20 protein-coding genes and 1 pseudogene are annotated in these 22,352 nt (G+C 69.4%); 7 read left to right on the forward strand and 14 right to left on the reverse strand.

Going from position 1 to position 22,352, the window contains the following annotated elements; all coding sequences use genetic code 11:
• Nucleotides 1-20 precede the first annotated feature (20 nt).
• The 7 genes and pseudogenes from E5CHR_RS24835 to E5CHR_RS24865 all read right to left on the reverse strand — a co-directional run bounded on the left by E5CHR_RS24835 (nt 21) and on the right by E5CHR_RS24865 (nt 7,059).
• Complete coding sequence (locus E5CHR_RS24835) at nt 21-1,535, reverse strand: tripartite tricarboxylate transporter permease (protein ID WP_162582303.1); 1,515 nt, start codon at nt 1,533-1,535, stop codon at nt 21-23.
• A gap of 11 nt (nt 1,536-1,546) precedes the next feature.
• Nucleotides 1,547-2,035 (reverse strand): tripartite tricarboxylate transporter TctB family protein, encoded by a 489-nt coding sequence (locus E5CHR_RS24840; RefSeq protein ID WP_162582304.1) that lies wholly within the window; start codon nt 2,033-2,035, stop codon nt 1,547-1,549.
• A gap of 122 nt (nt 2,036-2,157) precedes the next feature.
• Nucleotides 2,158-4,032 (reverse strand): GspE/PulE family protein, encoded by a 1,875-nt coding sequence (locus E5CHR_RS24845; RefSeq protein WP_162582305.1) that lies wholly within the window; start codon nt 4,030-4,032, stop codon nt 2,158-2,160.
• A 258-nt stretch (nt 4,033-4,290) separates the two neighbouring features.
• Complete coding sequence (locus tag E5CHR_RS24850; protein ID WP_162582306.1) at nt 4,291-5,046, reverse strand: spermidine synthase; 756 nt, start codon at nt 5,044-5,046, stop codon at nt 4,291-4,293.
• Nucleotides 5,043-5,576 (reverse strand): DNA-deoxyinosine glycosylase, encoded by a 534-nt coding sequence (locus tag E5CHR_RS24855; protein ID WP_232062184.1) that lies wholly within the window; start codon nt 5,574-5,576, stop codon nt 5,043-5,045. The genes E5CHR_RS24850 and E5CHR_RS24855 overlap by 4 nt, the downstream gene beginning before the upstream one ends.
• Before the next feature lie 66 nt (nt 5,577-5,642).
• A complete protein-coding gene (locus E5CHR_RS24860) occupies nt 5,643-6,077 on the reverse strand; it encodes a hypothetical protein (protein ID WP_162582308.1) in 435 nt (144 codons plus the stop codon).
• Between the two features lie 120 nt (nt 6,078-6,197).
• A pseudogene (locus tag E5CHR_RS24865) lies at nt 6,198-7,059 on the reverse strand (TatD family hydrolase).
• A gap of 89 nt (nt 7,060-7,148) precedes the next feature.
• On the opposite strand from E5CHR_RS24865, the gene E5CHR_RS24870 reads away from it, so the two are divergent.
• From E5CHR_RS24870 to E5CHR_RS24890, 5 genes are read left to right on the forward strand one after another with little or no spacing between them, the layout of a single operon-like run.
• Complete coding sequence (locus E5CHR_RS24870; RefSeq protein WP_162582309.1) at nt 7,149-8,150, forward strand: S1C family serine protease; 1,002 nt, start codon at nt 7,149-7,151, stop codon at nt 8,148-8,150.
• Between the two features lie 56 nt (nt 8,151-8,206).
• Complete coding sequence (locus E5CHR_RS24875) at nt 8,207-9,226, forward strand: AAA family ATPase (RefSeq protein ID WP_162582310.1); 1,020 nt, start codon at nt 8,207-8,209, stop codon at nt 9,224-9,226.
• Nucleotides 9,207-10,202, forward strand: coding sequence for a DUF58 domain-containing protein (locus tag E5CHR_RS24880; RefSeq protein ID WP_162582311.1), 996 nt, complete (start codon nt 9,207-9,209; stop codon nt 10,200-10,202). Before E5CHR_RS24875 ends, E5CHR_RS24880 begins: the two co-directional genes overlap by 20 nt.
• The gene (locus E5CHR_RS24885) at nt 10,199-11,263 is read left to right on the forward strand and encodes a VWA domain-containing protein (RefSeq protein ID WP_162582312.1); all 1,065 of its coding nucleotides are present in this window, start codon (nt 10,199-10,201) and stop codon (nt 11,261-11,263) included. The genes E5CHR_RS24880 and E5CHR_RS24885 overlap by 4 nt, the downstream gene beginning before the upstream one ends.
• Before the next feature lie 38 nt (nt 11,264-11,301).
• Nucleotides 11,302-12,060 carry an SDR family NAD(P)-dependent oxidoreductase gene (locus tag E5CHR_RS24890; protein WP_162582313.1) on the forward strand — a complete coding sequence of 253 codons (759 nt, stop codon included), beginning with the start codon at nt 11,302-11,304 and terminating at the stop codon, nt 12,058-12,060.
• 17 nt (nt 12,061-12,077) lie between these two features.
• Here E5CHR_RS24890 and E5CHR_RS24895 read toward each other — a convergent pair whose 3' ends face one another.
• Nucleotides 12,078-12,980: a LysR family transcriptional regulator gene (locus E5CHR_RS24895; RefSeq protein ID WP_232062185.1), complete on the reverse strand. Its 903-nt coding sequence runs from the start codon at nt 12,978-12,980 to the stop codon at nt 12,078-12,080.
• Between the two features lie 126 nt (nt 12,981-13,106).
• Here E5CHR_RS24895 and E5CHR_RS24900 point away from each other — a divergent pair, with 126 nt between their 5' ends.
• On the forward strand, nt 13,107-14,087 hold the full coding sequence (locus E5CHR_RS24900) for a tripartite tricarboxylate transporter substrate binding protein (protein WP_162582315.1): 981 nt from the start codon (nt 13,107-13,109) through the stop codon (nt 14,085-14,087).
• A gap of 7 nt (nt 14,088-14,094) precedes the next feature.
• Nucleotides 14,095-15,507: an FAD-dependent oxidoreductase gene (locus tag E5CHR_RS24905; protein ID WP_162582316.1), complete on the forward strand. Its 1,413-nt coding sequence runs from the start codon at nt 14,095-14,097 to the stop codon at nt 15,505-15,507.
• Between the two features lie 19 nt (nt 15,508-15,526).
• Here E5CHR_RS24905 and E5CHR_RS24910 read toward each other — a convergent pair whose 3' ends face one another.
• From E5CHR_RS24910 to E5CHR_RS24935, 6 genes are all read right to left on the reverse strand, one after another.
• Nucleotides 15,527-16,492: a DUF2272 domain-containing protein gene (locus E5CHR_RS24910; RefSeq protein ID WP_162582317.1), complete on the reverse strand. Its 966-nt coding sequence runs from the start codon at nt 16,490-16,492 to the stop codon at nt 15,527-15,529.
• A 161-nt stretch (nt 16,493-16,653) separates the two neighbouring features.
• Nucleotides 16,654-18,132: an N-acyl-D-amino-acid deacylase family protein gene (locus E5CHR_RS24915; RefSeq protein ID WP_162582318.1), complete on the reverse strand. Its 1,479-nt coding sequence runs from the start codon at nt 18,130-18,132 to the stop codon at nt 16,654-16,656.
• Nucleotides 18,125-19,024 carry a MurR/RpiR family transcriptional regulator gene (locus E5CHR_RS24920; RefSeq protein WP_162582319.1) on the reverse strand — a complete coding sequence of 300 codons (900 nt, stop codon included), beginning with the start codon at nt 19,022-19,024 and terminating at the stop codon, nt 18,125-18,127. The genes E5CHR_RS24915 and E5CHR_RS24920 overlap by 8 nt, the downstream gene beginning before the upstream one ends.
• A 5-nt stretch (nt 19,025-19,029) precedes the next feature.
• Complete coding sequence (locus E5CHR_RS24925) at nt 19,030-20,340, reverse strand: amino acid deaminase (RefSeq protein ID WP_162582320.1); 1,311 nt, start codon at nt 20,338-20,340, stop codon at nt 19,030-19,032.
• The gene (locus E5CHR_RS24930) at nt 20,337-21,308 is read right to left on the reverse strand and encodes an ABC transporter ATP-binding protein (RefSeq protein ID WP_174255741.1); all 972 of its coding nucleotides are present in this window, start codon (nt 21,306-21,308) and stop codon (nt 20,337-20,339) included. The genes E5CHR_RS24925 and E5CHR_RS24930 overlap by 4 nt, the downstream gene beginning before the upstream one ends.
• Nucleotides 21,305-22,336, reverse strand: coding sequence for an ABC transporter ATP-binding protein (locus E5CHR_RS24935; RefSeq protein WP_162582321.1), 1,032 nt, complete (start codon nt 22,334-22,336; stop codon nt 21,305-21,307). Before E5CHR_RS24935 ends, E5CHR_RS24930 begins: the two co-directional genes overlap by 4 nt.
• Between the last annotated feature and the right edge of the window lie 16 nt (nt 22,337-22,352).

Below are 22,352 nucleotides of genomic sequence, written 5' to 3' on the forward strand. Positions count from 1 at the left end.
GCTCTGCGAAGCGAGGAGCTTCAGTCAGCCTCGACGAAGGCTTCCTCGCGCTTCGACTTGACTGCAGGCAGCAGCACAATCACCACCATCAGTGCAGCGGCGATCAGCAGCCCCGCCGAGATCGGCCGCGTGATGAACACGCTCCAGGAGCCGCGCGACAGCAACAGCGCACGCCGCAGGTTCTCTTCCATCATCGGCCCGAGGATCAGGCCCAGCAGCAACGGCGCCGGCTCGCAGCCCATCTTGATGAACATGTAGCCCACCACACCGAAGATCGCCACCATCCAGACGTCGAAGGTGTTGTTGTTGGTCGAGTACACGCCGATCGCGCAGAACAGCACGATGGCCGGGAACAGCCAGCGGTAGGGAATCGACAGCAGCTTGATCCAGATGCCGATCAGCGGGAGGTTCAGGATGATCAGCATCAGGTTGCCGATCCACATCGAGGCGATCAGGCCCCAGAAGAGCTCCGGGTTGCTGGTCATCACCTGCGGGCCAGGCTGGATGTTGTGGATGGTCATCGCGCCGACCATCAGCGCCATCACCGGGTTCGGCGGAATGCCGAGCGTCAGCAGCGGGATGAAGGAGGTCTGCGCCCCGGCGTTGTTGGCCGCCTCGGGACCGGCCACACCGCGGATGTTGCCTTTGCCGAAGGGCACTTCGCCGGGCTTGAGCTTCATCTTCTTCTCGAGCGTGTAGGCCGCAAAGGCCGACAGCAATGCGCCGCCGCCGGGCAGGATGCCCAGGCAGGAGCCCAGCGTCGTGCCGCGCAGCACGGCGGGCAGGCCGTTCTTGAAGTCTGCCTTGGTCGGCCACAGTCCGTGCACCTCGGCCGTGAAGACCTGGCGGTCTTCCTCGGGCTGCGACAGGTTGGAGATGATTTCGCCGTAGCCGAACACGCCCATCGCGATCACGATGAAGCCGATGCCGTCGGTGAGCTCCGGAATGTCGAAGCTGAAGCGCGCCACGCCGGAGTTCACGTCGGTGCCGACGAGGCCGATCAGCAGGCCCAGCACGATCATGCAGATGGCCTTGAGCAGCGAGCCCGAGGCCAGCACCACCGCGCCGATCAGGCCCAGCACCATCAGCGAGAAATACTCGGCCGGGCCGAACTTGAAGGCCAGCTCGGTGAGCGGCGGCGCGAAGGCGGCCAGGATCAGCGTGCCCACGCAGCCTGCGAAGAAGGAGCCCAGGCCGGCCGCTGCGAGGGCTGGGCCCGCCCTCCCCTGCTTGGCCATCTGGTGCCCGTCGATCACCGTCACCACCGAGGACGATTCGCCCGGCAGGTTGACCAGGATCGCGGTGGTGGAGCCGCCGTACTGCGAGCCGTAGTAGATGCCGGCCAGCATGATCAGCGCAGCCACGGGCGGAAGCGCATAGGTGGCCGGCAGCAGCATCGCGATGGTGGCGACCGGGCCGATGCCCGGGAGCACGCCGATCAGCGTGCCCAGCAGGCAGCCGACGAAGGCGTAGATCAGGTTCTGGACCGTGACGGCTGCGGTGAAGCCGATGGTCAGGTTGTTGATGAGATCCATGGCGCTCGCTCTCAGCCGGTGATGAAGGTAGGCCAGACCTGGAACTGCAGCTTGAGCAGGACCACGAAGGCGACATAGCTGCCCACGGCCAGGATGGTGGCGAGGATCAGGCTTGCTTTGAGGCTGTACTGCTCACCCGCGAGACCCGCGACGAGCACCAGCGCGTAGATGGCGGCGATCAACCCCATCGCCGGGAGCCCGACGCTGGGCAAGCCGCCGAGCAGGATGCCGAAGATCAGGTTGGAGCCGATGATGAAGGCCAGCGGACGCCAGGCGATCTTGCCCACCGGTTCGCCGTCGACCGTCTCGATGGCCAGCGCGGTGAAGATCACGATGACCCCGAGGACACCGAGCAGGATGCCCAACATCAACGGAAAGTAGCCAGGCCCCATGCGGGCGCCGGTGCCGACGCTGTAGGTCGTCGCTCCCCATGCGAAGGCAATGCCGACGATGGTGAACATCAGACCCGCGAAAAAGTCTTTCTGACTTTTGATTTTCACGAACTGTCCCCTCGAAAAATTTCGAACAGCGGATTGTGGGGTCAGCTCCTAGTCAGGATCGATGTGGATACCACCTAGCGCGAGGCGAGGGTTACTCCGGAGGGACAGCCGCGCCGGCTGCGCTATTCGAGCGGCGGGGTGGCGCTCAGCACTTCATCCACCGTGGTCAGTCCTTCGGCCACGCGCAGTGCACCGGCCAGGCGCAGCGGCCGCATCCCGTCGACCACGGCCTGGCGCCGCAGCGCCACGACGTTGGGCTCCTTGTCGACCAGCGACTTGAAGGGCTCGCTGACGGTGAGCAGCTCGTAGAGGCCCATGCGGCCGCGGTATCCCGTCATGCGGCAATCGACGCAGCCGACCGGCTTGTAGGCACGCACCGAGCCGGTGATCTGCCACGGCTTGACGAACGCACCGAGCTGCTCGCGCGTGACGTTTTCGTCGGGCGCCTTGCAGTGCGGGCAGAGCGTGCGCACCAGGCGCTGGGCCAGCACGCCGAGCATGGTGGCATTGATCAGGTAGTTGGGCACGCCCAGCTCCATCAGCCGCGTGATCGCGCTGGGCGCGTCGTTGGTGTGCAGGGTGCTGAAGACCAGGTGCCCGGTGAGCGCGGCCTGCACCGCCATCTCGGCAGTGGCCAGATCGCGGATCTCGCCCACCATGATGATGTCCGGGTCCTGCCGCATCAGCGCGCGCAGGCCTTCGGTGAACCCGAAGTCCAGCTGCGGCTGCACCTGCGTCTGGTTGAAAGAGGGCTCGATCATCTCGATCGGGTCCTCGACGGTGCTGACGTTGACCTCCTCCGTCGCCACCCGCTTGAGCGTCGAGTACAGCGTGGTGGTCTTGCCCGAGCCTGTCGGTCCCGTCACGAGGATGATGCCGTGCGGGCGCGTCACCAGCTGCTCCCAGCGCTGCGCATCGTGCTGCGCGAAGCCCAGCGCATCGAGATCCTTGACTGCGGTGTCGGGGTCGAAGATGCGCATCACCATCTTTTCGCCGAAGGCGGTGGGCAGCGTGGACAGGCGCATTTCGACCTCGTCGTACGCGGCAGCCGCCGAAGGGCTGCCCCTGGGCGGCTGAGCCCCCTCGGGGGGCAGCGAGGACGCGTCGGCGCCGAGCGTGGGGGCCCGAAGCCTGCGCGTCTTGATGCGGCCGTCCAAGGGGCGGCGCTTCTCGACCACGTCCATGCGCCCAAGCAGCTTGATGCGCGAGACCATCGCGTTCATCACGCCCATCGGCATCTGGTAGGCCGGGTGCAGCACGCCGTCGATGCGGAAGCGGATCACGCCCTGGTCGCGTCGCGGCTCCAGGTGAATGTCGCTGGCGCGCTGGTCGAAGGCGTACTGCCACAGCCAGTCGACCACCTGCACCACGCTCTGGTCGTTGGCGTCGAGCTGCTTGTTGCTCCTTCCCAGCTCGACCAGTTGCTCGAAGCTGGCGCCGCCCGCATTGCCGCCGGCCTTCTGCGCTGCGCGCACCGACTTGGCCAGCGAGAAGAACTCGGCCGTATAGCGCTGGATGTCGGTCGGGTTCGCGACGACCCGCCGCACCGGCCGGCGCGCCTGGCGCTCCACTTCGGCGATCCAGTCGGTGACGAAAGGCTCCGCCGTCGCCACCACCACCTCGGTCGGCGCGACCTGCACCGGCAGCACCTTGTGGCGCTCGGCATAGGCGGCACTCATGGTGTCGGCCACCTTGCCGACATCGACACGCAGCGGATCGATGCGCAGGTAGGCCAGCCCGGCACGGCCGGCCAGCCATTCGGTCAGCATCTCGAGATCGAGCGGCTTGCCGTCGCCCTGTCGCGTCATCGCGACATTGGCCAGGCGCACCAGCGGCGGCTGCCGGCTCTCGGCCTGCGCGCAGCGCGTCATCGTGCGCTTGGCCTCCTCGGGCGAGATCACGCGGTCCTTGGCCAGCCACTCGATCAGCTGCCGCAGCTGCAGCGGCCCTTCGTGACGGGGAGAGGAAGCGGAGGCGGGAGAGGTGACGGCGCTCATCGGTCGACTAGGGCCTGTTGATACATGAATCACCCCCGCGCCGGGGCGGCAAGGGGCGCAGGGCTGGGCGCGGGCCGCAGCCCAGGCTGGCCGCCTGGGCAAGGACCGCAACGACGCCCTGCGCCCCTTGCCGCCCCGGCCCTCCGGGTGGGGCCCCGGAGAGGGCCCACTCGTCGTTGCCAGTGCTCACTGGGGTGGCACCCCAGTTCCGCTTGGCGCCTAGATTGGGCCCTCTCCGGGGCTCCACGCGAGGGTGATTCATGTGTCAACAGGCCCTACCGGTTTGAACACCCGCAGCCACTTGGGCGCGGGCAGGCCCCAGCGAGTCTGGATGCTTTGGGCGCGCTCGGCAAGCTCGGGGCGCTTGGGCCGGCTCGGGCTGCGCTGGGCCAGCACGATGGTGTTGCCCTCGCGCGTCGGGCGGAAGGCCCACAGCGCTTCCTCGCCGAATGCCGCGGCGATCTTCTCGACGCTGCGCTCGTAGCTCGAGGAACGGCCGAAGAGATTGACGGTCATGCAGCCGTCCTCCGTGAGCAGCCGGCGGCAGTCGGCATAGAAGTCCTCGCTGTCGAGCACCGGCGCGGCAGCCTCGTGGTCGTAGAGGTCGACCTGCAGCGCATCGACCGTGCCCAGCCATGCGGCCTTGCGGATCTCGGTCTGCGCGTCGGCCACCACCACGCGCAGCTTGGCGTCGTCGGCCGGCAGCTTGAACCAGCCGCGGCAGGCCGCCACCACCTGCGGGTTGAGCTCGATCGCGGTGGTGCGCATGCGCAGCGCCTTGCGCGAGAACTTGGTGAGACTGGCCGCGCCCAGGCCCAACTGCATGGCGTGGCGCTTCGCCACCTCGGCCGGGTCGACGAAGAGCAGCCAGGCCATCATGCGCTGCACGTACTCGAGCTCGATCTCGAACGGCGCGTCCAGCTTCATCGAGCCCTGGACCCATTCGGTGCCCAGGTGCAGGTAACGCACATCCCCGAAGTCGGAGAAGTTGACCTCGGGCAAGGCGCGCTTCATGGGACGGGCAGGTACTGCGCGATCACCTCGCGCCATGCCGCCGCCTTGCGTTCGAGACTCCACGATGCATGTGCCGGGCTGGAAGAGGGCAGGCGATGGACCGGCACGCCGAGCGCGCGCGTGTGCCGCGCATGCCTGAAGCTCTCGCCGCCGTTGTGCGCGATGGCAGCCAGGGCCGGCAGGCGCAGGCTGGCGATGTCGTTCGGCACGGCGTCGCGGATTGCCGCGTCCAGGCTGCCCTCGCGCCGGCAGCACCTGTACACGTCCCACAGGCCGAGCTGGCGCGCGAGCAGCCATTCGCTCCGCCTTTGGTAGCTGTCGGCGCCCGCGGGCAGTGGGCTATCAGGCCAGATGGATTGCAAAATTCTCCAGAATTGGTTTTGCGGGTGCGCATAGTACTGCTGCTGCTCGATCGACCTGGCGCCGGGAAAGCTGCCGAGGATCAACAGCACCGTGGCTTCCGAGACGATCGGCGCCAGACCGGTGAGCACGGCTCGCGCCGGGGACGGAAACCCATCAGGTCGATTCATCGCGCTCCTGGGCATGGAAGTAAAAAACCCGCCACTGGCGGGTTTTCCGTAGCGTCGCGAACCTTATCAGGGCTTCTTCGCGGCTTCGTTCTGGGCCGTGCCCGGGATCTTCTCGCCGATCTTGTCGCCGACCTGGCGCGTCTTGTCGGCGGCCGCCGTGGCGGTGTTGCTCACGGCATGGCCCGCCCTGCTGGCGACGTTCTCGGTCTTGTGGGCGGCCTTCCTGGTGCCGCTCTTGGTGGCGTGCCATGCCTTCTTGCTGGTCTTCTTGGTGCTGGTCCAGGCCTTCTTGGTGCCGTCTTCGGTGGCGTTCACGGCTTTTCGGGTGCCGCTCTTCGTGGAATCCCAGGCCTTCTCGCCGGTGTTCTCCACCTTGTCGACCGTGCTCGGCTGCGCGCTCGGCGCCGGCGCCGGCTGCGTCTGCGCGGTGGCCGACAGGCCCAGAGAGGCCAGGGACAGCGCCAGCGCGACGGGCACCCAGCGAATCGATGATGTCTTCATGGGAAAGGTCCTTTGGAGTTGGAGTGACGAACTTGCCACCGTCATGCAACGGCGATCCGGCGGCAAGGATGACAGCAAAAACGCGCCAGCAGCCCGGTTCGCTCAAAACGCGCCGTCGGCCTACGCGCTTTGCCGCAGATCGGCCGACGCGCCCATCAGCGCAGAGAGACGCGGGAGCGCCCCGAAGGCGTTGTGGGTGGTGGCCTCGGCCAGCGCTTCGGCGGTGATGCCGCGCAGCCCCGCCAGCACTTCAGCAATGCGGGGCAGCTCGCCCGGTTCGTTGCGGCCCTGCGGCTCGCCCGCCGCGCGCTGCGCCTGCGTGCGGTAGAGCCACTGGGGCTGGATGTCGGGCGAGTCGGTCTCGAGCACGATGGCCTCGAGCGGCAGCTCCGGCCGCGAGGCGGCGCAGCTGCAGCGCGCGCTCGAAGGTCAGCGCACCGCCGAAGCCCAGCTTGAGCCCGAGCGCGAGACAGGCCTGCGCCTGCTGCATGCTCCCGTTGAAGGCGTGGGCGATGCCATGCCAACGCCCCTCGGGCGCGACCTGGCGCAGATGCTTGAGCACCTGGTCCACCGAGCGGCGCACATGGATGATCACCGGCAGCCCGTGCTTGCGTGCGAGCTGCAACTGAGTGTGAAAGAAATGTGCCTGCCTGGCAGGATCGAGGCCGGGCACGAAGAAGTCGAGCCCGATCTCGCCCACGGCGACAAGGCGCGGGTCGTCGCGCCGCGCCGCGAGCTCCGCGTCGAGCTGCGCGAGATGCTCATCCTGGGCCTCGCCGGTGCACAGGGGATGAATGCCGAGCGCGTAGGCATCGTCCTGCGCGTGCGCGAGCTCGCGAACCCTTGCGAAATTGCCGGCCGCCACGGCCGGAATCACGCACAGCGCCACGTTGCGCTGCGCCGCGCGCTGGCGCACCACGGGCATCTCGTCGCCGAACTCCGGCGCATCCAGGTGGCAGTGGGTATCGACGAAGACGGCCATCGCCGGATGATGCACGAACGCATGCACAGCCGCGGAAAGCGTGCTACCGTGGCTCCTCACGCGTGGACTTATTTGCCGGAGGTGTCCCGATGCGCAGGCCAGCTTTCTACAGTCGCTCGCCCCGCACGCCGCTCGATGAAGCGGCCAATGCCGGGACGCCGCAGCAGCCCGACGGGTCACCCGGCGACGCACCGGCTCCGGCAGCCGTGCCGCCCCCAGGCGAGGGGCGGTGGCAGCCGGGCCGCCGCAGCTTCGCGCTGCTGCTCGCCCTCAGCATCGGATCCGCCGCCACCAGCCTCGCGCTGTGGCCGCGCCAGAACATCCGCCAGTACACGCAGAAGGACATCGACGCCGCCGTCCTGCGCACCCTGCACACGGCCACCCTGCCCTCGCCGGCTGCCAAGGCCGCCGAGATCATCCGTCCCTCGGTGGTGCGCGTGGTGGGCTACGGTCCCGAGAAGAAGACACCCGAGGCCCAGACCCAGAAGCAGGGCCGCAACATGGCCAAGGGCAAACCGGCGGAAGCGCAGGCGGACGAGCCGCCCGGCGAGGTGGAGCGCGGCGTCGGCACCGGCGTGGTGATCGTCGACAAGGGCATCATCCTCACCAACCTGCACGTGGTCGCGGGTGCCGAAAAGATCAGGGTCACCTTTGCCGACGGCCTCGAGGCGCCCGCCGTGGTCACCGGCGTGCAGCCCGAGAACGACCTCGCCGTGCTGCAGGCGCAAAAGCTGCCCGACGACCTGATCCCGGCCGTGATGCGCTCGACCGCCGACCTGCAGCCGGGCGACCAGGTGGCCGCCGTCGGATTTCCGTTCGGCATCGGTCCCTCGGTCTCCGCAGGCGTCGTCTCGGGCCTCAAGCGCTCGTTCCGCTCGCCCGAAGGCAAGCAGGAGCTCGGCAACCTGATCCAGTTCGACGCCGCCGCCAACCCGGGCAACTCCGGTGGGCCGCTCGTCAACATGAACGGCGAGGTGCTCGGCATCGTCACAGCCATCCTCAACCCGACTCAGCAGCGCACCTTCATTGGCATCGGATTTGCAGTACCGATCGAGAACGCCGCCTCGGCCGCCGGCTCGCCTCCCTTCTGAAACGCTTTGAACCGCGCTCCCTTCCTCCCCCTGGCCCAGCCCCAAGAAAGCACCGCATGAGCACAGAGAACGAATCGAGCCCATCGTCTTCCGCCACCACCGCCGAGCTGATGGAGCAGATCCTCTACGAGGTCAAGCGGGTCGTCGTCGGGCAGGACCGCTTCCTCGAACGCGTGATGGTGGCAGTCCTGGCAGGCGGGCACCTGCTGGTCGAAGGCGTGCCGGGCCTCGCCAAGACCCTCACCGTCAAGACGCTGGCCGACGCGGTGCGCGGACGCTTCAAGCGCATCCAGTTCACGCCCGACCTGGTGCCGGCCGACCTGGTGGGCACCCGCATCTACAACCAGAAGACCGGCGAATTCAGCACCTCCCTGGGCCCGGTGTTCGCCAACCTCCTGCTGGCGGACGAAATCAACCGTGCGCCAGCCAAGGTACAGAGTGCCTTGCTCGAGGTGATGCAGGAGCGGCAGGTCACGATTGCAGGCGAGACCCACCGCGTGCCGCGCCCCTTCCTGGTGATGGCAACGCAGAACCCCATCGAGACGGAGGGCACCTATCCGCTGCCGGAAGCCCAGGTCGACCGCTTCATGATGAAGGTGCTGGTCGACTACCCCACCGACGAGGAAGAATTCGTGATCGTCGAGCGCGTCATCGGCCCTCCCGTCGAGGCCAGCGCGGTCGCGACCACCGACCAGCTCGCCGCACTGCAGGCCGAGGCGCGGCAGGTGTACGTCGATCCCTCGCTCATCCAGTACGCGGTGCGGCTGGTGTCGGCCACGCGCACGCCCGAGCGGCACGGGCTCAAGGACATGCGCCGCTTCATCACGTACGGCGCCAGCCCGCGTGCCAGCATCAACTTGACCGAAGGCGCGCGCGCCCTGGCGCTGCTGCGCGGCCGCAGCTATGCGCTGCCCGAAGACATGACGGCGCTGGTCCCCGATGTGCTGCGGCACCGCGTGACGCTCTCCTACGAGGGCCTCTCCGAAGGCCTCACCCCCGATGGCCTGATCGACCGCATCATGCGGGCCGTGCCGCCGCCGGCCAAGCCGCTCGAGCATGAAAAACTGGTGGCCTAGCCGCCGCCCAGCGGCCAACGACGAACTGGCCGCGGCTGCCGAGGCCGCGTCCGGCGGCGCCGAGCGCGCGCTGCGCCGGCTCGAGTGGACCGTGGTGCGCCGGCTCGACGGCCTGCTGCAGGGCGACTACCGCACCCTGATGCGCGGCACCGGCCTCGACCTGGCGGACCTGCGCGAGTACCAGCACCACGACGACGTGCGCCATATCGACTGGAACGTCACGGCCCGCCTGCAGACGCCGCACGTGCGTGTCTTTACCGAAGACCGCGAGATGGCGGCGTGGTTCATCCTCGACCTGAGCCGTTCGGTCGATTTCGGCTCCGGGCGCAAGGCCAAGCGCGAAATCTCGGCCGGCTTCGTCGGCGTGATCGCGCGCCTGCTCACGCGGCACGGCAACCGCGTCGGCGCGCTGGTCTACGGCAACGATGTCGAAGCCGTAATTCCGCCGCGCACCGGCCGGCGCCACGTGCTTCACCTGCTGCACGCCATGGAACGCCGCCCCGCCGAGAAGGACCAGCCCAGGCAGAAAGGCATGACCCGCCTGGCCGAGCTGCTCAAGTCGGCGGCCGTGCTGATGCCGCGCCGCTCGACCGTGTTCGTGGTGTCCGACTTCCTCAGCGAGCCGGGCTGGGACCGCGCGCTGGCGCAGCTGGTGCGGCGCCACGAGGTCGTGGCCGTGCGCCTGTTCGATCCTCTCGAGCTCGACCTGCCCGACCTCGGCCTGGTGCCGCTCACCGACGCCGAGACCGGCGAGCAGCTCTGGGTCGATACGCACGACGCCGGCTTCCGCAAGCGCTTCGCCCGGCTCGCCGCCGAGCGCGAAAACACCTTGCGCGAGACGCTGGCCAAGGTGGGCGTCGACACGCTCGAACTCTCGACCAACGACGACCTGGTGGAAGCGATCGTGCGCTTTGCCGACATGCGCAAGCGCCGCGTGCGCGCCGGCTCGTCCCAGCCCAAGGCGGTGGCAGCATGAACTTCCTCTGGCCTCAATTTCTCTGGCTGCTGGCCGCCGTGCCACTGCTGGTGCTGCTCTATGTCTGGCTTTTGCGGCGCAAGAAGAAGCTGGCGCTGCGCTATGCGAGCCTCTCGATCGTGCGCGAGGCGATGGGCGTGCGCCAGAGCGTGCGGCGCCACATTCCGCCCGCCCTGTTCCTGCTCGCGATGGTCGCGATGCTGATCGCCGCCGCGCGGCCGATGGCGGTGGTGGTGCTGCCTTCCAACCAGCAGACCATCATCCTGGCGATGGACGTGTCGGGCAGCATGCGCGCGGCCGACGTCCAGCCCAACCGGCTGGTGGCAGCGCAGGAAGCGGCCAAGGCCTTCCTGAAGGACCTGCCGCGCCACGTGAAGGTCGGCATCGTCGCCTTCGCGGGCAGTGCCAACGTCGCGCAGTTGCCCACCACCAATCGCGAGGACCTGGTCCAGGCGATCGACTCCTTCCAGCTGCAGCGCGCCACGGCGACCGGCAACGCCATCGTCGTCTCGCTCGCCACCCTGTTCCCCGATGCCGGGATCGACATCGCGAACTTCGGCCCGAACGGCAGCAGTTCCAGCAACAGCAACAGCCGCACGCGCGGCGTGCCCCTCGACCAGGCCGGCAAGCCGCCACCCAAGGAATTCACGCCGGTCGCGCCCGGCTCCTACACCTCGGCCGCCATCATCATGTTGACCGACGGCCAGCGCACCACCGGCGTCGATCCGCTCGACGCGGCCAAGGTCGCGGCCGAGCGCGGGGTGCGCGTCTACACGGTAGGCATCGGCACGGTGGACGGCGAGACCATCGGCTTCGAAGGCTGGTCGATGCGCGTGCGCCTCGACGAGGAAACGCTCAAGGCCATCGCCAACAAGACGCAGGCCGAGTACTACTACGCGGGTACCGCGGCCGACCTCACCAAGGTCTACAACACGCTGAGCTCGCGGCTCACGGTCGAGAAGAAGGAAACCGAGATCTCGGCCCTGTTCGCCCTCGGCGCCGCGGTGCTGGCGCTGCTGTCGGCCGGGCTTTCGCTGCTCTGGTTCAACCGCATCCTCTGAGGGAGGATGCGCGCCCCGACGCGGGCCATACTCGCTTCATGTTCGATCTCAAAGACAAGACGGCGCTCGTCACCGGCGGCAATGGCGGCATCGGCCTGGGCATGGCGCGAGGCCTGGCGCAGGCGGGCGCACGCGTCGTGATCGCGGCGCGCAACGCGGAAAAATCGGCCGGTGCGGTCGAGGCGCTGCGCGCCCTGGGCAGCGACAGCTTCGCACTGGCCGGCGACGTGAGCGACGAAGCCTCGGTGCAGCGGCTGGTCGACGAAGCGGCTGCGCGCTGCGGCCGGGTCGACATCCTGGTCAACAACGCCGGCACCACCGTGCGCAAGCCCGTCGACCAGCTCGCGCTGTCCGAGTGGCACGCGGTGATCGACACCAACCTCACCAGCGCCTTCCTGTGCTGCCGCGCCGCCTACCCGCATCTGAAGAAGGCCGGTGGCGGCAAGATCATCAACATCGGCTCGATGATGTCGATCTTCGGAGCTCCCTATGCGCCGGCCTACGGCGCGAGCAAGGGCGGGGTCGTGCAGCTGACGCGTTCCATGGCGGCCTCCTGGGCACCCGACAACATCCAGGTCAACGCCGTGCTGCCCGGCTGGATCCGCACCGAGCTGACCGACGGCGCACGCACCCTGGTGCAGGGCCTGGAAGACCGCGTGAATGCGCGCACGCCGGCCGGGCGCTGGGGTGCGCCGGAGGACCTGGCGGGGATCGCGGTGTTCCTGGCGAGCCGCGCCTCCGACTTCGTGACGGGCACGGCGATTCCCGTCGACGGGGGCTATTCGATCGCAGCCTGACGGGCGCTTCTTCGCAGTCAGCGCTGGATTCGCGGTTGTGGAAGCGTCTTGAACGCCTCGTCCCACACACGATTGAACACGTCGCAGAAGGCCTCTTGCACCACCGACATCGGCCGGTACCGGTTGCGGATGATCCGAACCTCCAGCCTTTCGCTGCTCTTGAAGGGCCGCACTGCGAGCCCGGTGAAAGACTGGCCGGCCACGGCGGCGCGATCGATGACGGCAATGCCGGCGCCGGCCTGGGCGAACCAGCAGGCGGTGGTGGCGGAGCGCACCTCGATGTCAAGGCGCAACTGCGCGGCCGCCTTGCCGTAGGCGCGGCGCAGGCTCTGGCCGTACGGCGTGCCGGCGGGCGAGGTGATCACGCGCCGGCCGCGCAGGTCGACCGGCGTGACCAGGGTTTTTGCAGCCAGCGGATGGTCCTCGCGCATCACGCAGGCCAGGCCGCAGGCGTAGCTCTTGACGGTCACCAGGTTCGGATGCTCGTTGGGCAGCAGGCCGATCGCGAGATCCGCTGAATGGTCGAGCAGCGCATCGACCATGATGGGCGACACCAGCACTTCGATGCGGCTTTTCAGCAGCGGAAAGCGTTCGTAAAGCAGGGCGATGGCGCGCGGCGCAAGGTACGAGGCCAGGCTGGCCGAGACGGCCAGGCGCAGCGTGCCGGTCTCGGGTCGGGCCAGTGTTCGCGAGACATCGCGCACACGCTCGACGCCGCGCCACAGATTCTCGATCTCGGCATGGAGCTGCTGCGCCTCGGACGTGGGCACGAGGCGGCCCTTGACGCGCTCGAACAGCACCAGCCCGCTCTGGCGCGCCGCATGTGCGAGCAGCTTGCTTACCGCGGGTTGCGAAACGTGCAGCAGTTCGGCGGCCGCGGCCACGCTGCCGGTGAGCATGACGGCGCGGAAGACTTCCATGTGGCGCAGGTTCATAACCAAAGGTTAAGGCATGGCCATGTCTTTTCATTTGCCGGCTATCGGTGTGCACCGAACAATGAGCACGACTCCCGCCGCGCCGGGAGGAACAGAAGACGGAGACAAGCCATGAAGAAGACGAGCATCGGCCCCGCGCGCCGCCGCCTGCTGCAGGCCGCGGCGCTGATGGCCCTGGCCCCCACGCTGCGCGCGCAGGGCTTTCCGAGCAAGCCGGTGCGCATCTACCTGCCCCAGCCCCCCGGCGGCGCGGCCGATCGGCTCGCGCGCGTGCTCGGCGAACGGCTGGAAGCGCGCTGGAAGCAGTCGGTCATCATCGAGAACAAGCCCGGCGGGGGCGTGGTGATCGGCACGCAGGCGACCGCGCGCGCAGCGCCGGACGGCCATACGCTGGGCCTGCTCGGCAGCTCGCTCAGCATCAACGCCGTGCAGCGCAAGGACCTGCCTTATGACAGCGTGAAGGACCTGCAGCCGATCGCCCGCGTGGGCTACTACACGGTGGCGCTGGTCGCGGCGGCCGACTTCCCGGCCAGCGACATCCGCGAGCTGATCGCACTGGCGAAGAAGCAGCCCGGAAGGCTCTCGTTCGGCTCCAACGGGATCGGCACTTCCGCGCAGCTCGCAGGCGAGATGCTCAACCACATGGCCGGCATCCAGCTGCAGCACGTGCCCTACAACGGCGCGGCCAAGATGTACACCGACATCGTGGGCAAGCAGATCCCCATGGGCTTCTCGGTCGCGAGCTCGGCGGAGACCTTCGTGAGGAGCGGCCAGCTCAAGGTGCTCGGCGTGACCAGCACGAAGCGCAGCCCGCTCTACCCCGACTGGCCGGCCATCGCCGAGACGCTGCCGGGCTACGAGGCCGTCAACTGGGCCGGCTTCGCGGCGCCGGTGGGCGTGCCGCGCGAGATCGCGCAGCGCCTCGCCGACGACATCGTTGCGGTGCTCGCGATGCCCGAGGTCGCCAAGACCATGGCCGAGATGGGCGTCGAGGTCTCGCCGCAGGGCCCGGACGAATTCAAGGCCTTCATCCAGAGCGAGATCCGGCGCTTCGCGGAGGTCACCAAGCCTTTGGGCGCACCCACCAACTGACATCACCATGAACGACGACACCTATACCTTCACGCGCCGGATTCCGTCCGGCGACAGCTACGACCTCGTGGTGGCAGGCGGCGGCCCGGCGGGCACAGCGGCGGCCGTGTGCGCCGCGCGGCTGGGCCTCAGGACCTTGCTGGTCGAAGCCACGGGCTGCCTGGGCGGCATGGGTACTTCGGGCCTGGTCGCGTCCTTCGGGCCGGTGGCCGACGGCGAGCGCATGCTGGTCGGGGGCTTCATGAAGGAGCTGCTCGAAACCATGTGGACCCAGAAGGCCTTCGGTCCGCACGTGGTGCCCGAATTCCTGCACGCGCAGCTCAACCGGTGGGTGCCGTTCAAGCCCGAGCACCTGAAGCGCATCCTCGACGACTTCGCGGTCTCGGCCGGTGTGGAGCTGCGCTTCTTCACGCGCGTGATCGAGGCCGACACCGACGGGCGGCGCGTCAACGGCGTGATCCTGAGCAACGTGGAGGGCCTGCGTCATGTGCGTGCAAGCGCCTTCGTCGATGCGACCGGCGATGCCGCGCTCGCCGCGCTCGCGGGCGCCGAGTGCAAGGTGGTGCTGCGCGACACCGAAACCGTGGCGCCGAGCACGCTGTGCTCGCTGCTCGGCGGCATGCACTGGGACCATCCGGCCTATGGCAGCGACTGGCGGGGGATCGACGAAGTCAAGAACCACACCAAGACCGAGCTGCTCGCCCAGGCCATCGCCGACGGCCACTTCACGCAGGAAGACCGCTTCATGCCCGGCATGAACAAGATCGGCGAGCGCACTGCCACGCTGAACGCAGGACATGTGTTCAACCTCAACCCGCTGTCCAACCGCAGCCTCTCCGACGGCATGGTGTTCGGCCGCAAGCTGGCGGTGGAGTACCTGGAGTTCTACCGGAAGTACGTGCCCGGCTGCGAGGACCTCGAGCTGCAGGCCACGGCGCCGGTGATGGGCGTGCGCGACTCGCGCCGCATCGTCGGCGAGTTCGAGCTCGGCATCGAGGACTTCCGCAACCGCCGTCAGTTCGCCGATCAGATCGCGGTGTACAACCGCCCGACCGACGTGCATCCGACCGACACCTCGAAAGCGGAGTACGAGCGCTTCCTGAAGGACTTCCACGGCAAGGACAACCTCGGCCGCGGCGGCAGCGTGGGCATCCCTTACAGCATCCTGGTGCCGCGCGGTTCCGACAACCTGTGGGTCGCCGGGCGCTGCCATTCGAGCGACACCAAGGTGCACGGATCGATTCGCGCGCAGTCGGCGGCCTACATGATGGGACAGGCGGCCGGCACGGCAGCGGCCCAGTCGATCGCGACCGGGCAGCCGGCGTGCGACCTGGACACGCAGGCGCTGGTGGAGCGGCTGCGGGAGGCTGGCGCCTATCTGCCGCAGGCCGCGCTGTCGCGCGCCATGACGCGCGCCTGACGGCGGCACGCAGCTCGCGTCAACGCCACTGCAGCAGCAAGGACCAGGGCTGCCGGCTCATGTGGCGATCGACACAGGACGGCGTGCCGGCTTCGCAGCCGCGCAGATAGCTCGGGTCGAGCCACCGGGTGCCGGGTGCGAAGGCGAGGCGCCGCAGTGTCACGGACTGCAGCACGTTGCCGCCGATCGCATCGAAGCCCTCGGCATCCACGCCGACCACCACGTCGCAATGCATGGGCAGCGCAGTCCCGCCGGTGCGGCGCGTCGCCAGGATGCGGCCGAGGCCCTCGAAGTCGGCGAGGCCTTCATCGGCGCCGCGCGCATGGCAGACCAGGTCGCCGACACGCGGCGGCGTGCGCGCGAGATCGCAGGCGCGCATGGCATAGGGCGTGGGCCGGCCCTGCACCTCGTCGATGCCCGCCTGCCACGCGGCACCCGCGTAGTCGGCGTGCGCCTCGGAGAAGACGAACTCCTGTGGCGCCAGGCCGGCCTCGCGCGCGAGCCAGCTCACGAACGCGGCGGACCAGGGCGTATCGATGACAGCGACGCGGTCGACGGCGGTCTGCAGCGCGCGCAGTTCATGCGATGCGAGGCCTTGGTCCGGCCCGACGCCCAGACCCTGCAAGTGGGCCGCGGTGGCCTGGTCGAGCGCCTGGCGCAGCAGCCTTCGGCTGGCCGGACGCCAGGCACCGAAGACCACCTGGCTCGGAAGGCGGTCACCCTGCGCATCGACCGCCCTCCAGTAGCCCATGACGCGCTCCCAAGGCGCCGGAACGCGCGACGGCCTGCGCAACGCCTCGGCTTCGGAATAGCCCGCCTCGACCAGGCGGCCTTCGGCATCGAGCGCCTGGCCGCCGAAGGCCTCCTGCTCCTGCCGGGCCGCGGCGGCCAGGGCGTGGGCGCGGGGCGGTGGTGCGGACCGGGTCGCGGTGTCCAGGCACAGCGTGCCGGCGCGGCTGCCGACCGCGCAGGACAAGGCCAACATTGCGACGGCCGTGGTTCCAAGGCCTTGTCGAAAACCGGAGAGAAGGCGGGGCGCGAGATGCATGCTGACCGGCACTTTAGCGGGCAGGCCGGCACGCCGGCGAGCACCCGGCAAAGATGCGTGCCCCGCACGCGCGGGCGGGTCATCGGCCCTGCTGGGCCCTACCCGGCCCGGCGCAACATCCGCCCCGCGCGCGCGCGTACTTCGGGCTCGGGCTCGCCGCCGCGGAACGCGCAGGCACCGTTCACAAACACCCGCTCGATCCCCACGCTGGCGCTCTTCGGCCGGTCGTAGGTGGCGGTGTCGGCAATGGTGCGGGGGTCGAACACCACCACGTCGGCCATCGCGCCCGCGCGCAGCAGGCCGCGGTCCGCGATGCGCAGGTTGCGTGCGGTCATGCCGGTCATCTTGTGCACCGCCTGTTCCAGCGAGAAGAGCCGCCGCTCGCGCCAGTAGCGCGCGAACACGCGCGGGAAGGCGCCCCACAGGCGCGGATGCGGATGGCGGTCGTGCGGCAGGCCGTCGCTGCCGATCATGGTGCGCGGATGGGCGATCACGCGCTCCACGTCCTCCTCCTTCATCTGGAAATAGCAGGCGCCGCCGGGCTGCAGGCGCCGGCAGGCCTCCTTCTGGTCCACGCCCCAGTCGCGCGCGATGTCGGCCAGCATGCGGCCGGTCACGCCGGGGTGCGGATCGGACCAGGTGATGAGGATGTCGATCACGCCGTCGACCAGGTCGTCACGCAGCACGGTGGAACCGGCCACGTAGGGGTACACGTCGAGTGCGATGTCCTGCCGCCCGGCCAGGGCATCGACCAGCGGCAGCGTCTCCTGCGTGCGCCCCCAGTTGGCGGGCCCGGCGCACTTGTGGTGTGAGATCACGAGTGGTGCGCCGGCATCGAAGGCGGTGTCGCCGGCTTCGTGGATGGCCTCGACGATGCTTTCCATCTCGCTGCGCAGGTGCGTGGCATAGACGCCGCCATGGCGCGCCACGATGCGCGCCAGTCCCGTCACTTCCTCGGCGGGCGCGGCGAAGGCCTGCTCGTAGAAGAGGCCCGAGGACAGGCCGTGCGCCCCCTCGCGCATGCTCGCCTCGAGCAGCGCACCCATGCGCGCACGCTCATCGTCCGTGGCCGCGCGGTCGAGCGCATCCATGGTGGCGAAGCGCAGCGTGGTGTGGCCGACCAGCGCGGCCACGTTGAGCGCCGGCTGCGCCGCCTCGACCGCCGCGCGGTACTCGGCCATGGCGGCGTACCGGAAGGAATCGATGCCCAGCAGCGTGAGCGGCGGCTGTGCCTGCGCGGTGCGGTACGGCGCGAGCGAGATGCCGCAGTTGCCGGTGACCACGGTGGTGATGCCCTGCGAGATCTTCGGCAGGTTGAGCGGGTCGCGCAGCACGATCGCATCGTCGTGCGTGTGGGCGTCGATGAAGCCGGGGGCGATCACCTTTTCGCGGCAGTCGAGCACCTCGAGCGCATCGGCGGCGATCCCTTCAGGCAGGCGCTTTCGCAATCCCTCGCCCAGCGCCGAGATCCGGTCGCCGACCAGCAGCACGTCGCCCGGCCAGCCCGGGCCGCCGGAGCCGTCGACGATCAGCCCCGCTTCGAGCAGGACGGCGCTGCCATGGCCGCTGTCAGCCATGCTTGATCCCTCCGCCGTCCCAGCTCTGCAGCGGATGCGTGGCGGCATCGATGCCGTGACGCTGGAAAGCCTCGCGCGCGCGCTGCAGCCGCTGCACCGCGGGCTCGCCGCGGCGCTGTGCGACCAGCACGGTCAGGATCTCGATCACCGTCAGGTGCGTGAGGTAGGCATCGATGCCCACGTGCATCACCGCGTCGTCGGGCACCGAGAGGCCGAGCAGGAAGTCGGCGCGCGCCGCGAGCGCCGTGCCGGGCCGGGTGAGCGCCACCACCTTCGCCCCCTGCCCGCGCGCGATGTCCACCGCGTCCAGCAGCGAGGGCATGCCGCCCACGTGCGAGATCGCGATCACCACGCCGCCCGGCCGTTGGGCCGCGCCCGCCACCTGCTGCAGGTGGTAGTCGGACCAGGCATTGGCCGAGAGGCCGAGGCGGAACAGGCGCGCCTGCAGGTCGTTGGCCATGAACCAGGAGGTGGCGCCCGCCCCGTACAGATCCACGTGAGGCGCCGCGGCGATGGCGCCGACGGCAGCGTCGAGCACCGCCATGTCGAGCTGGCTGCGCACCCCCGACACCGAGGCGGCGGCACTGCGGGCGATCTTGCCCACCACCTCGTCCGCCGTGTCGGCGATGTTGACGCGCCGGTGCAGCGGCGAGCCGCCCAGCGCCAGCTCCTGCGCCAGCGCGAGCTTGAACTCGCGCAGGCCGGCAAAGCCGAGGTCGCGGCAGGTGCGCATGATGGTCGGCACCGAGCTGCGCGAGCGCTCGGCGAGGGACTCGAAGCTCTCCTCGAGCACGCGGTCGGGGTCCTCGAGGATGAGGTCGAGGATGGCGCGGCGCGTGGCTGGCGCGCCGCCGCGCGTGGCAGCCACCTTCTGCAGCAGGGAGTGCGTCATGGCCATCAGAAATGCATCGACACCGCGTCGCTGACGCGATAGTCCTGCTCCACCACCGGCATCCAGTGCCACTTGTCGAAGGTGGTACAGGGGTGCGAAATGCCCAGGCCGATGCGGTCGCCGACCACCGGCGCCTGCGGTGAAGCTGCATCGTCCCAGCGCAGGTAGGCATGCTGGTCGTTGAGGCCGGTGATCTTCCAGTCGGCGGGCACGGCCTCGGGCGCCAGGCTGCCGCGCGCGGCACGCGCGATCGGCACAGGCAGCGAGAGGTCGAAGGAGATGTCGCGCTTGCCCACCGCAAGGATGGCAAGCCCGGGCTCCGGGCGCGACTGCACCATCGCCCAGACTTCCATGGCAGCTCGCAGGCTCTCGCCGCCGTCTTCGCATGGGCAGCCGAGGCGCTGGTCCACCGCGCGGAGCATGCGCTTGTAGAAGCCATGGTCGTGCGTGACGTAGCAGCCCGAGCGCAGGATGCCGCGCACGCCGGCCTTGAGCGCCGGCTTCAGGCGGCCGGCCACCAGGTCGAAGATGGCCGAGCCGCCGGCCGAGACGATCACCTCGCCGCCTTCGAACAGGCCCTGCGCATCGCAGTGGCGCGCCACGGCCTCGACACGGTCCATCAGCGCATCGGCGTACCGGGTGTCCGGGCCGGTCTCGCCGGTGGCGCCCAGGCCTTCGTAGCACTCGATGCCCACGAGGCGCACTGCCGGGCTCCGGTGCAGCGCCGTGGCCACGGCGATGGCCTCTTCCCGCGTGCGGCAACCGGTGCGTCCGCCCTCGACGCCGATCTCCAGCATCACTTCGAAGGGCAGGCTCTCGTCATGGCGCCCGGCCCAGTCCTCGATGAGCGCGAGCTGGGCCTGCGAATCGACCAGGAACACCACGCGCAGGTCGGCGTGTTCGCGCAGCAGCATCTGGATGCCGGCCAGGTCCTCGTCGTTCACCACCTGGTTGGCGATCAGCGTGCGGCGCGCCCCGGCCGCCACGCCGACCGCGAGCTGTGTGACCGTTGCGAAGGTCAGTCCCCACGCGCCGGCATCGAGCTGGCGGCGGAACAGCTGCGGCGACATGGTGGTCTTGCCGTGCGGCGCGAGGTCGATGCCCCATTGCCGCACGCGCGCCTGCATCCAGGCCAGGTTGTGCTCGAGCGCTTCGCGCTTGATCACGGCCAGGGGCAGCGGCAGGTCGCCCGCCAGCACATGCCAGCCGGCCTGGCCGATCTCGCTGCGCCGCATCGGCGGCCGGGTGCGCGGATAGCCCTTGAAGCGGCGGTCGAAGAGCGGGTCGAGAAGTGCGTCGTCAGTGGTGGCGGTCATGGGAACAGGTCCTTGCGGATGCAGGCGGAGAAATGGCCGGGCGACCGTTCATCGAGCGGCGGCACGGTCTGCGCACAAGCCTCGACGGCATGCGGGCAGCGCGTGCGGAACACGCAGCCCGAAGGCGGCGACATCGGGCTCGGGATGTCGCCCTTGAGCGCGACGTGTTCGTTGGGCACCAGCGGATCGGGCCTGGGGCTCGCGGCCAGCAGCGCGCGGGTGTAGGGGTGCCGCGGGCGCGCGAAGAGCTCGCTCGTCTCGGCCACTTCCATCACCTTGCCGAGGTACAGCACGACCACGCGGTCGCACAGGTATTCGACGACGTCCAGGTCGTGCGAGATGAAGAGCATGGTCAGCGACAGGCGCTCCCGCAGGTCGGCCAGCAGGTTGATCACCTGCGCCTGGATGGAGACGTCGAGTGCCGACAGCGGCTCGTCGGCCACGATGAACTCGGGCTCGACCGCCAGCGCGCGCGCCACGCCGATGCGCTGGCGCTGGCCGCCCGAGAACTCGTGCGGGAAGCGGCTGGCATGCTCGGGTCGCAGGCCGACGGTCTCCAGCAGCTCGGCGATGCGCCGCTCGCGCTCGCCGCGTCCTGGCGCCAAGCCGTGGGTGGACAGCGCCTCGCCGAGGATGGCGCTGATGCGCATCTTCGGGTTGAGGCTGGCATACGGGTCCTGGAAAATGATCTGCAGCTTGCTGCGCAGCCGCCGCAGTGCGCCGGAGGCGAGCCGGCCGATGTCGTCGCCGCGGTAGAGCACTTCGCCCTCGGTGCGTTCGACCAGGCGCAGCAGGGTGCGGCCGATGGTGCTCTTGCCGGAGCCGGATTCGCCGACCAGGCCCAGGGTCTCGCCCGGAAAGATGGCGAAGGACACGCCGTCGACGGCGCGCACCGGACGCTCGCCGGAGCCGAAGTATTTCTTTAGGCCTCGCACTTCGATGAGGGGAGCAGCAGCGGCGTTCATCATGCGGCCCTCGCCAGTGTTGGCGCGACGGGCACGCGGATGCAGCGCGCCTGCCGGCCCTCCGGCGTCTCGACCAGCGGCGGCATCGCCTGCCTGCAGGCCTCGATCGCGTGGTCGCAGCGCGGCTCGAAGGCGCAGCCCGGCGGCGGCGCCAAGGGGCTGGACACTTGGCCGCGAATGGCGAACAGGCGCCTGGGCCGGCCCTCGCCGCGCGCCTGCGCCTTGCCCGGCAGGCAGGCGAGCAGGCCCTGCGTGTAGGGATGCTCGGGCGATGCAAACAATGGCCTCACCGTTGCGCGCTCGACCACGCGGCCGGCATACATGACGACCACGTCGTCGGCGTGGTGCGCGACCACGCCCAGGTTGTGGGTGATGAACAGGATGCTCATGCCGGTCTCGGCCTGGAGCTTGCGCATCAGCTGGAGGATCTGCGCCTGGATGGTGACGTCGAGCGCGGTGGTCGGCTCGTCGGCGATCAGCAGCGTCGGGTCGCAGGCCATGGCCAGCGCGATCATCACGCGCTGGCGCATGCCGCCCGAGAGCTGGTGCGGGTACTCGTGCAGGCGCCGTGCAGCGGCCGGGATCTCGACCAGCTCCAGCATGCGCAGCGCATGGGCCAGCGCGGCCTTGCGGTCGAGGCCCTTGTGCAGCCGAACGCTCTCGGCGATCTGCTCGCCGATGGTGAAGACCGGGTTGAGGCTGGTCATCGGCTCCTGGAAGATCATCGACAGTTCGTTGCCGCGCAGCCGGCGCATCTCGCGCTCGGGCACGGCGAGCAGGTCGACCGTGCGGCCGTCACGGGTGACGAAGGCGGTCTCGCCCGACACCTGCGCATTGGCGGTCTTGGGCAGGAGGCGCATCAGGGTCAGGCTGGTGACCGACTTGCCCGAGCCCGATTCGCCGACCAGCGCAGTGGTCTTGCCGGGCTGGATCGAAAAGCTCACCTCCGCCACGGAGCGGACCAGGCCGTCTTCCGTGGGGAAGCTGGTGCCGAGGTTTCGCACGGTCAGGCGAGGAGTTGTGGTCGGCATTCAATGGCTCCGCTGC

It is taken from the genome of Variovorax sp. PBS-H4 (assembly GCF_901827205.1).
Taxonomy (GTDB): domain Bacteria; phylum Pseudomonadota; class Gammaproteobacteria; order Burkholderiales; family Burkholderiaceae_C; genus Variovorax.

What these genes read in the sequence shown, in the direction of transcription:
- E5CHR_RS24915 (WP_162582318.1), bottom strand. Translation starts at nt 18,132, where the DNA reads ATGGCTGACAGCGGCCATGGCAGCGCCGTCCTGCTCGAAGCGGGGCTG.
- E5CHR_RS24855 (WP_232062184.1), bottom strand. Translation starts at nt 5,576, where the DNA reads ATGAATCGACCTGATGGGTTTCCGTCCCCGGCGCGAGCCGTGCTCACC.
- E5CHR_RS24850 (WP_162582306.1), bottom strand. Translation starts at nt 5,046, where the DNA reads ATGAAGCGCGCCTTGCCCGAGGTCAACTTCTCCGACTTCGGGGATGTG.
- E5CHR_RS24905 (WP_162582316.1), top strand. Translation starts at nt 14,095, where the DNA reads ATGAACGACGACACCTATACCTTCACGCGCCGGATTCCGTCCGGCGAC.
- E5CHR_RS24860 (WP_162582308.1), bottom strand. Translation starts at nt 6,077, where the DNA reads ATGAAGACATCATCGATTCGCTGGGTGCCCGTCGCGCTGGCGCTGTCC.
- E5CHR_RS24870 (WP_162582309.1), top strand. Translation starts at nt 7,149, where the DNA reads ATGCGCAGGCCAGCTTTCTACAGTCGCTCGCCCCGCACGCCGCTCGAT.
- E5CHR_RS24920 (WP_162582319.1), bottom strand. Translation starts at nt 19,024, where the DNA reads ATGACGCACTCCCTGCTGCAGAAGGTGGCTGCCACGCGCGGCGGCGCG.
- E5CHR_RS24895 (WP_232062185.1), bottom strand. Translation starts at nt 12,980, where the DNA reads ATGGAAGTCTTCCGCGCCGTCATGCTCACCGGCAGCGTGGCCGCGGCC.
- E5CHR_RS24890 (WP_162582313.1), top strand. Translation starts at nt 11,302, where the DNA reads ATGTTCGATCTCAAAGACAAGACGGCGCTCGTCACCGGCGGCAATGGC.
- E5CHR_RS24930 (WP_174255741.1), bottom strand. Translation starts at nt 21,308, where the DNA reads ATGATGAACGCCGCTGCTGCTCCCCTCATCGAAGTGCGAGGCCTAAAG.
- E5CHR_RS24880 (WP_162582311.1), top strand. Translation starts at nt 9,207, where the DNA reads ATGAAAAACTGGTGGCCTAGCCGCCGCCCAGCGGCCAACGACGAACTG.
- E5CHR_RS24910 (WP_162582317.1), bottom strand. Translation starts at nt 16,492, where the DNA reads ATGTTGGCCTTGTCCTGCGCGGTCGGCAGCCGCGCCGGCACGCTGTGC.
- E5CHR_RS24875 (WP_162582310.1), top strand. Translation starts at nt 8,207, where the DNA reads ATGAGCACAGAGAACGAATCGAGCCCATCGTCTTCCGCCACCACCGCC.
- E5CHR_RS24935 (WP_162582321.1), bottom strand. Translation starts at nt 22,336, where the DNA reads ATGCCGACCACAACTCCTCGCCTGACCGTGCGAAACCTCGGCACCAGC.
- E5CHR_RS24885 (WP_162582312.1), top strand. Translation starts at nt 10,199, where the DNA reads ATGAACTTCCTCTGGCCTCAATTTCTCTGGCTGCTGGCCGCCGTGCCA.
- E5CHR_RS24925 (WP_162582320.1), bottom strand. Translation starts at nt 20,340, where the DNA reads ATGACCGCCACCACTGACGACGCACTTCTCGACCCGCTCTTCGACCGC.
- E5CHR_RS24900 (WP_162582315.1), top strand. Translation starts at nt 13,107, where the DNA reads ATGAAGAAGACGAGCATCGGCCCCGCGCGCCGCCGCCTGCTGCAGGCC.
- E5CHR_RS24835 (WP_162582303.1), bottom strand. Translation starts at nt 1,535, where the DNA reads ATGGATCTCATCAACAACCTGACCATCGGCTTCACCGCAGCCGTCACG.
- E5CHR_RS24845 (WP_162582305.1), bottom strand. Translation starts at nt 4,032, where the DNA reads ATGAGCGCCGTCACCTCTCCCGCCTCCGCTTCCTCTCCCCGTCACGAA.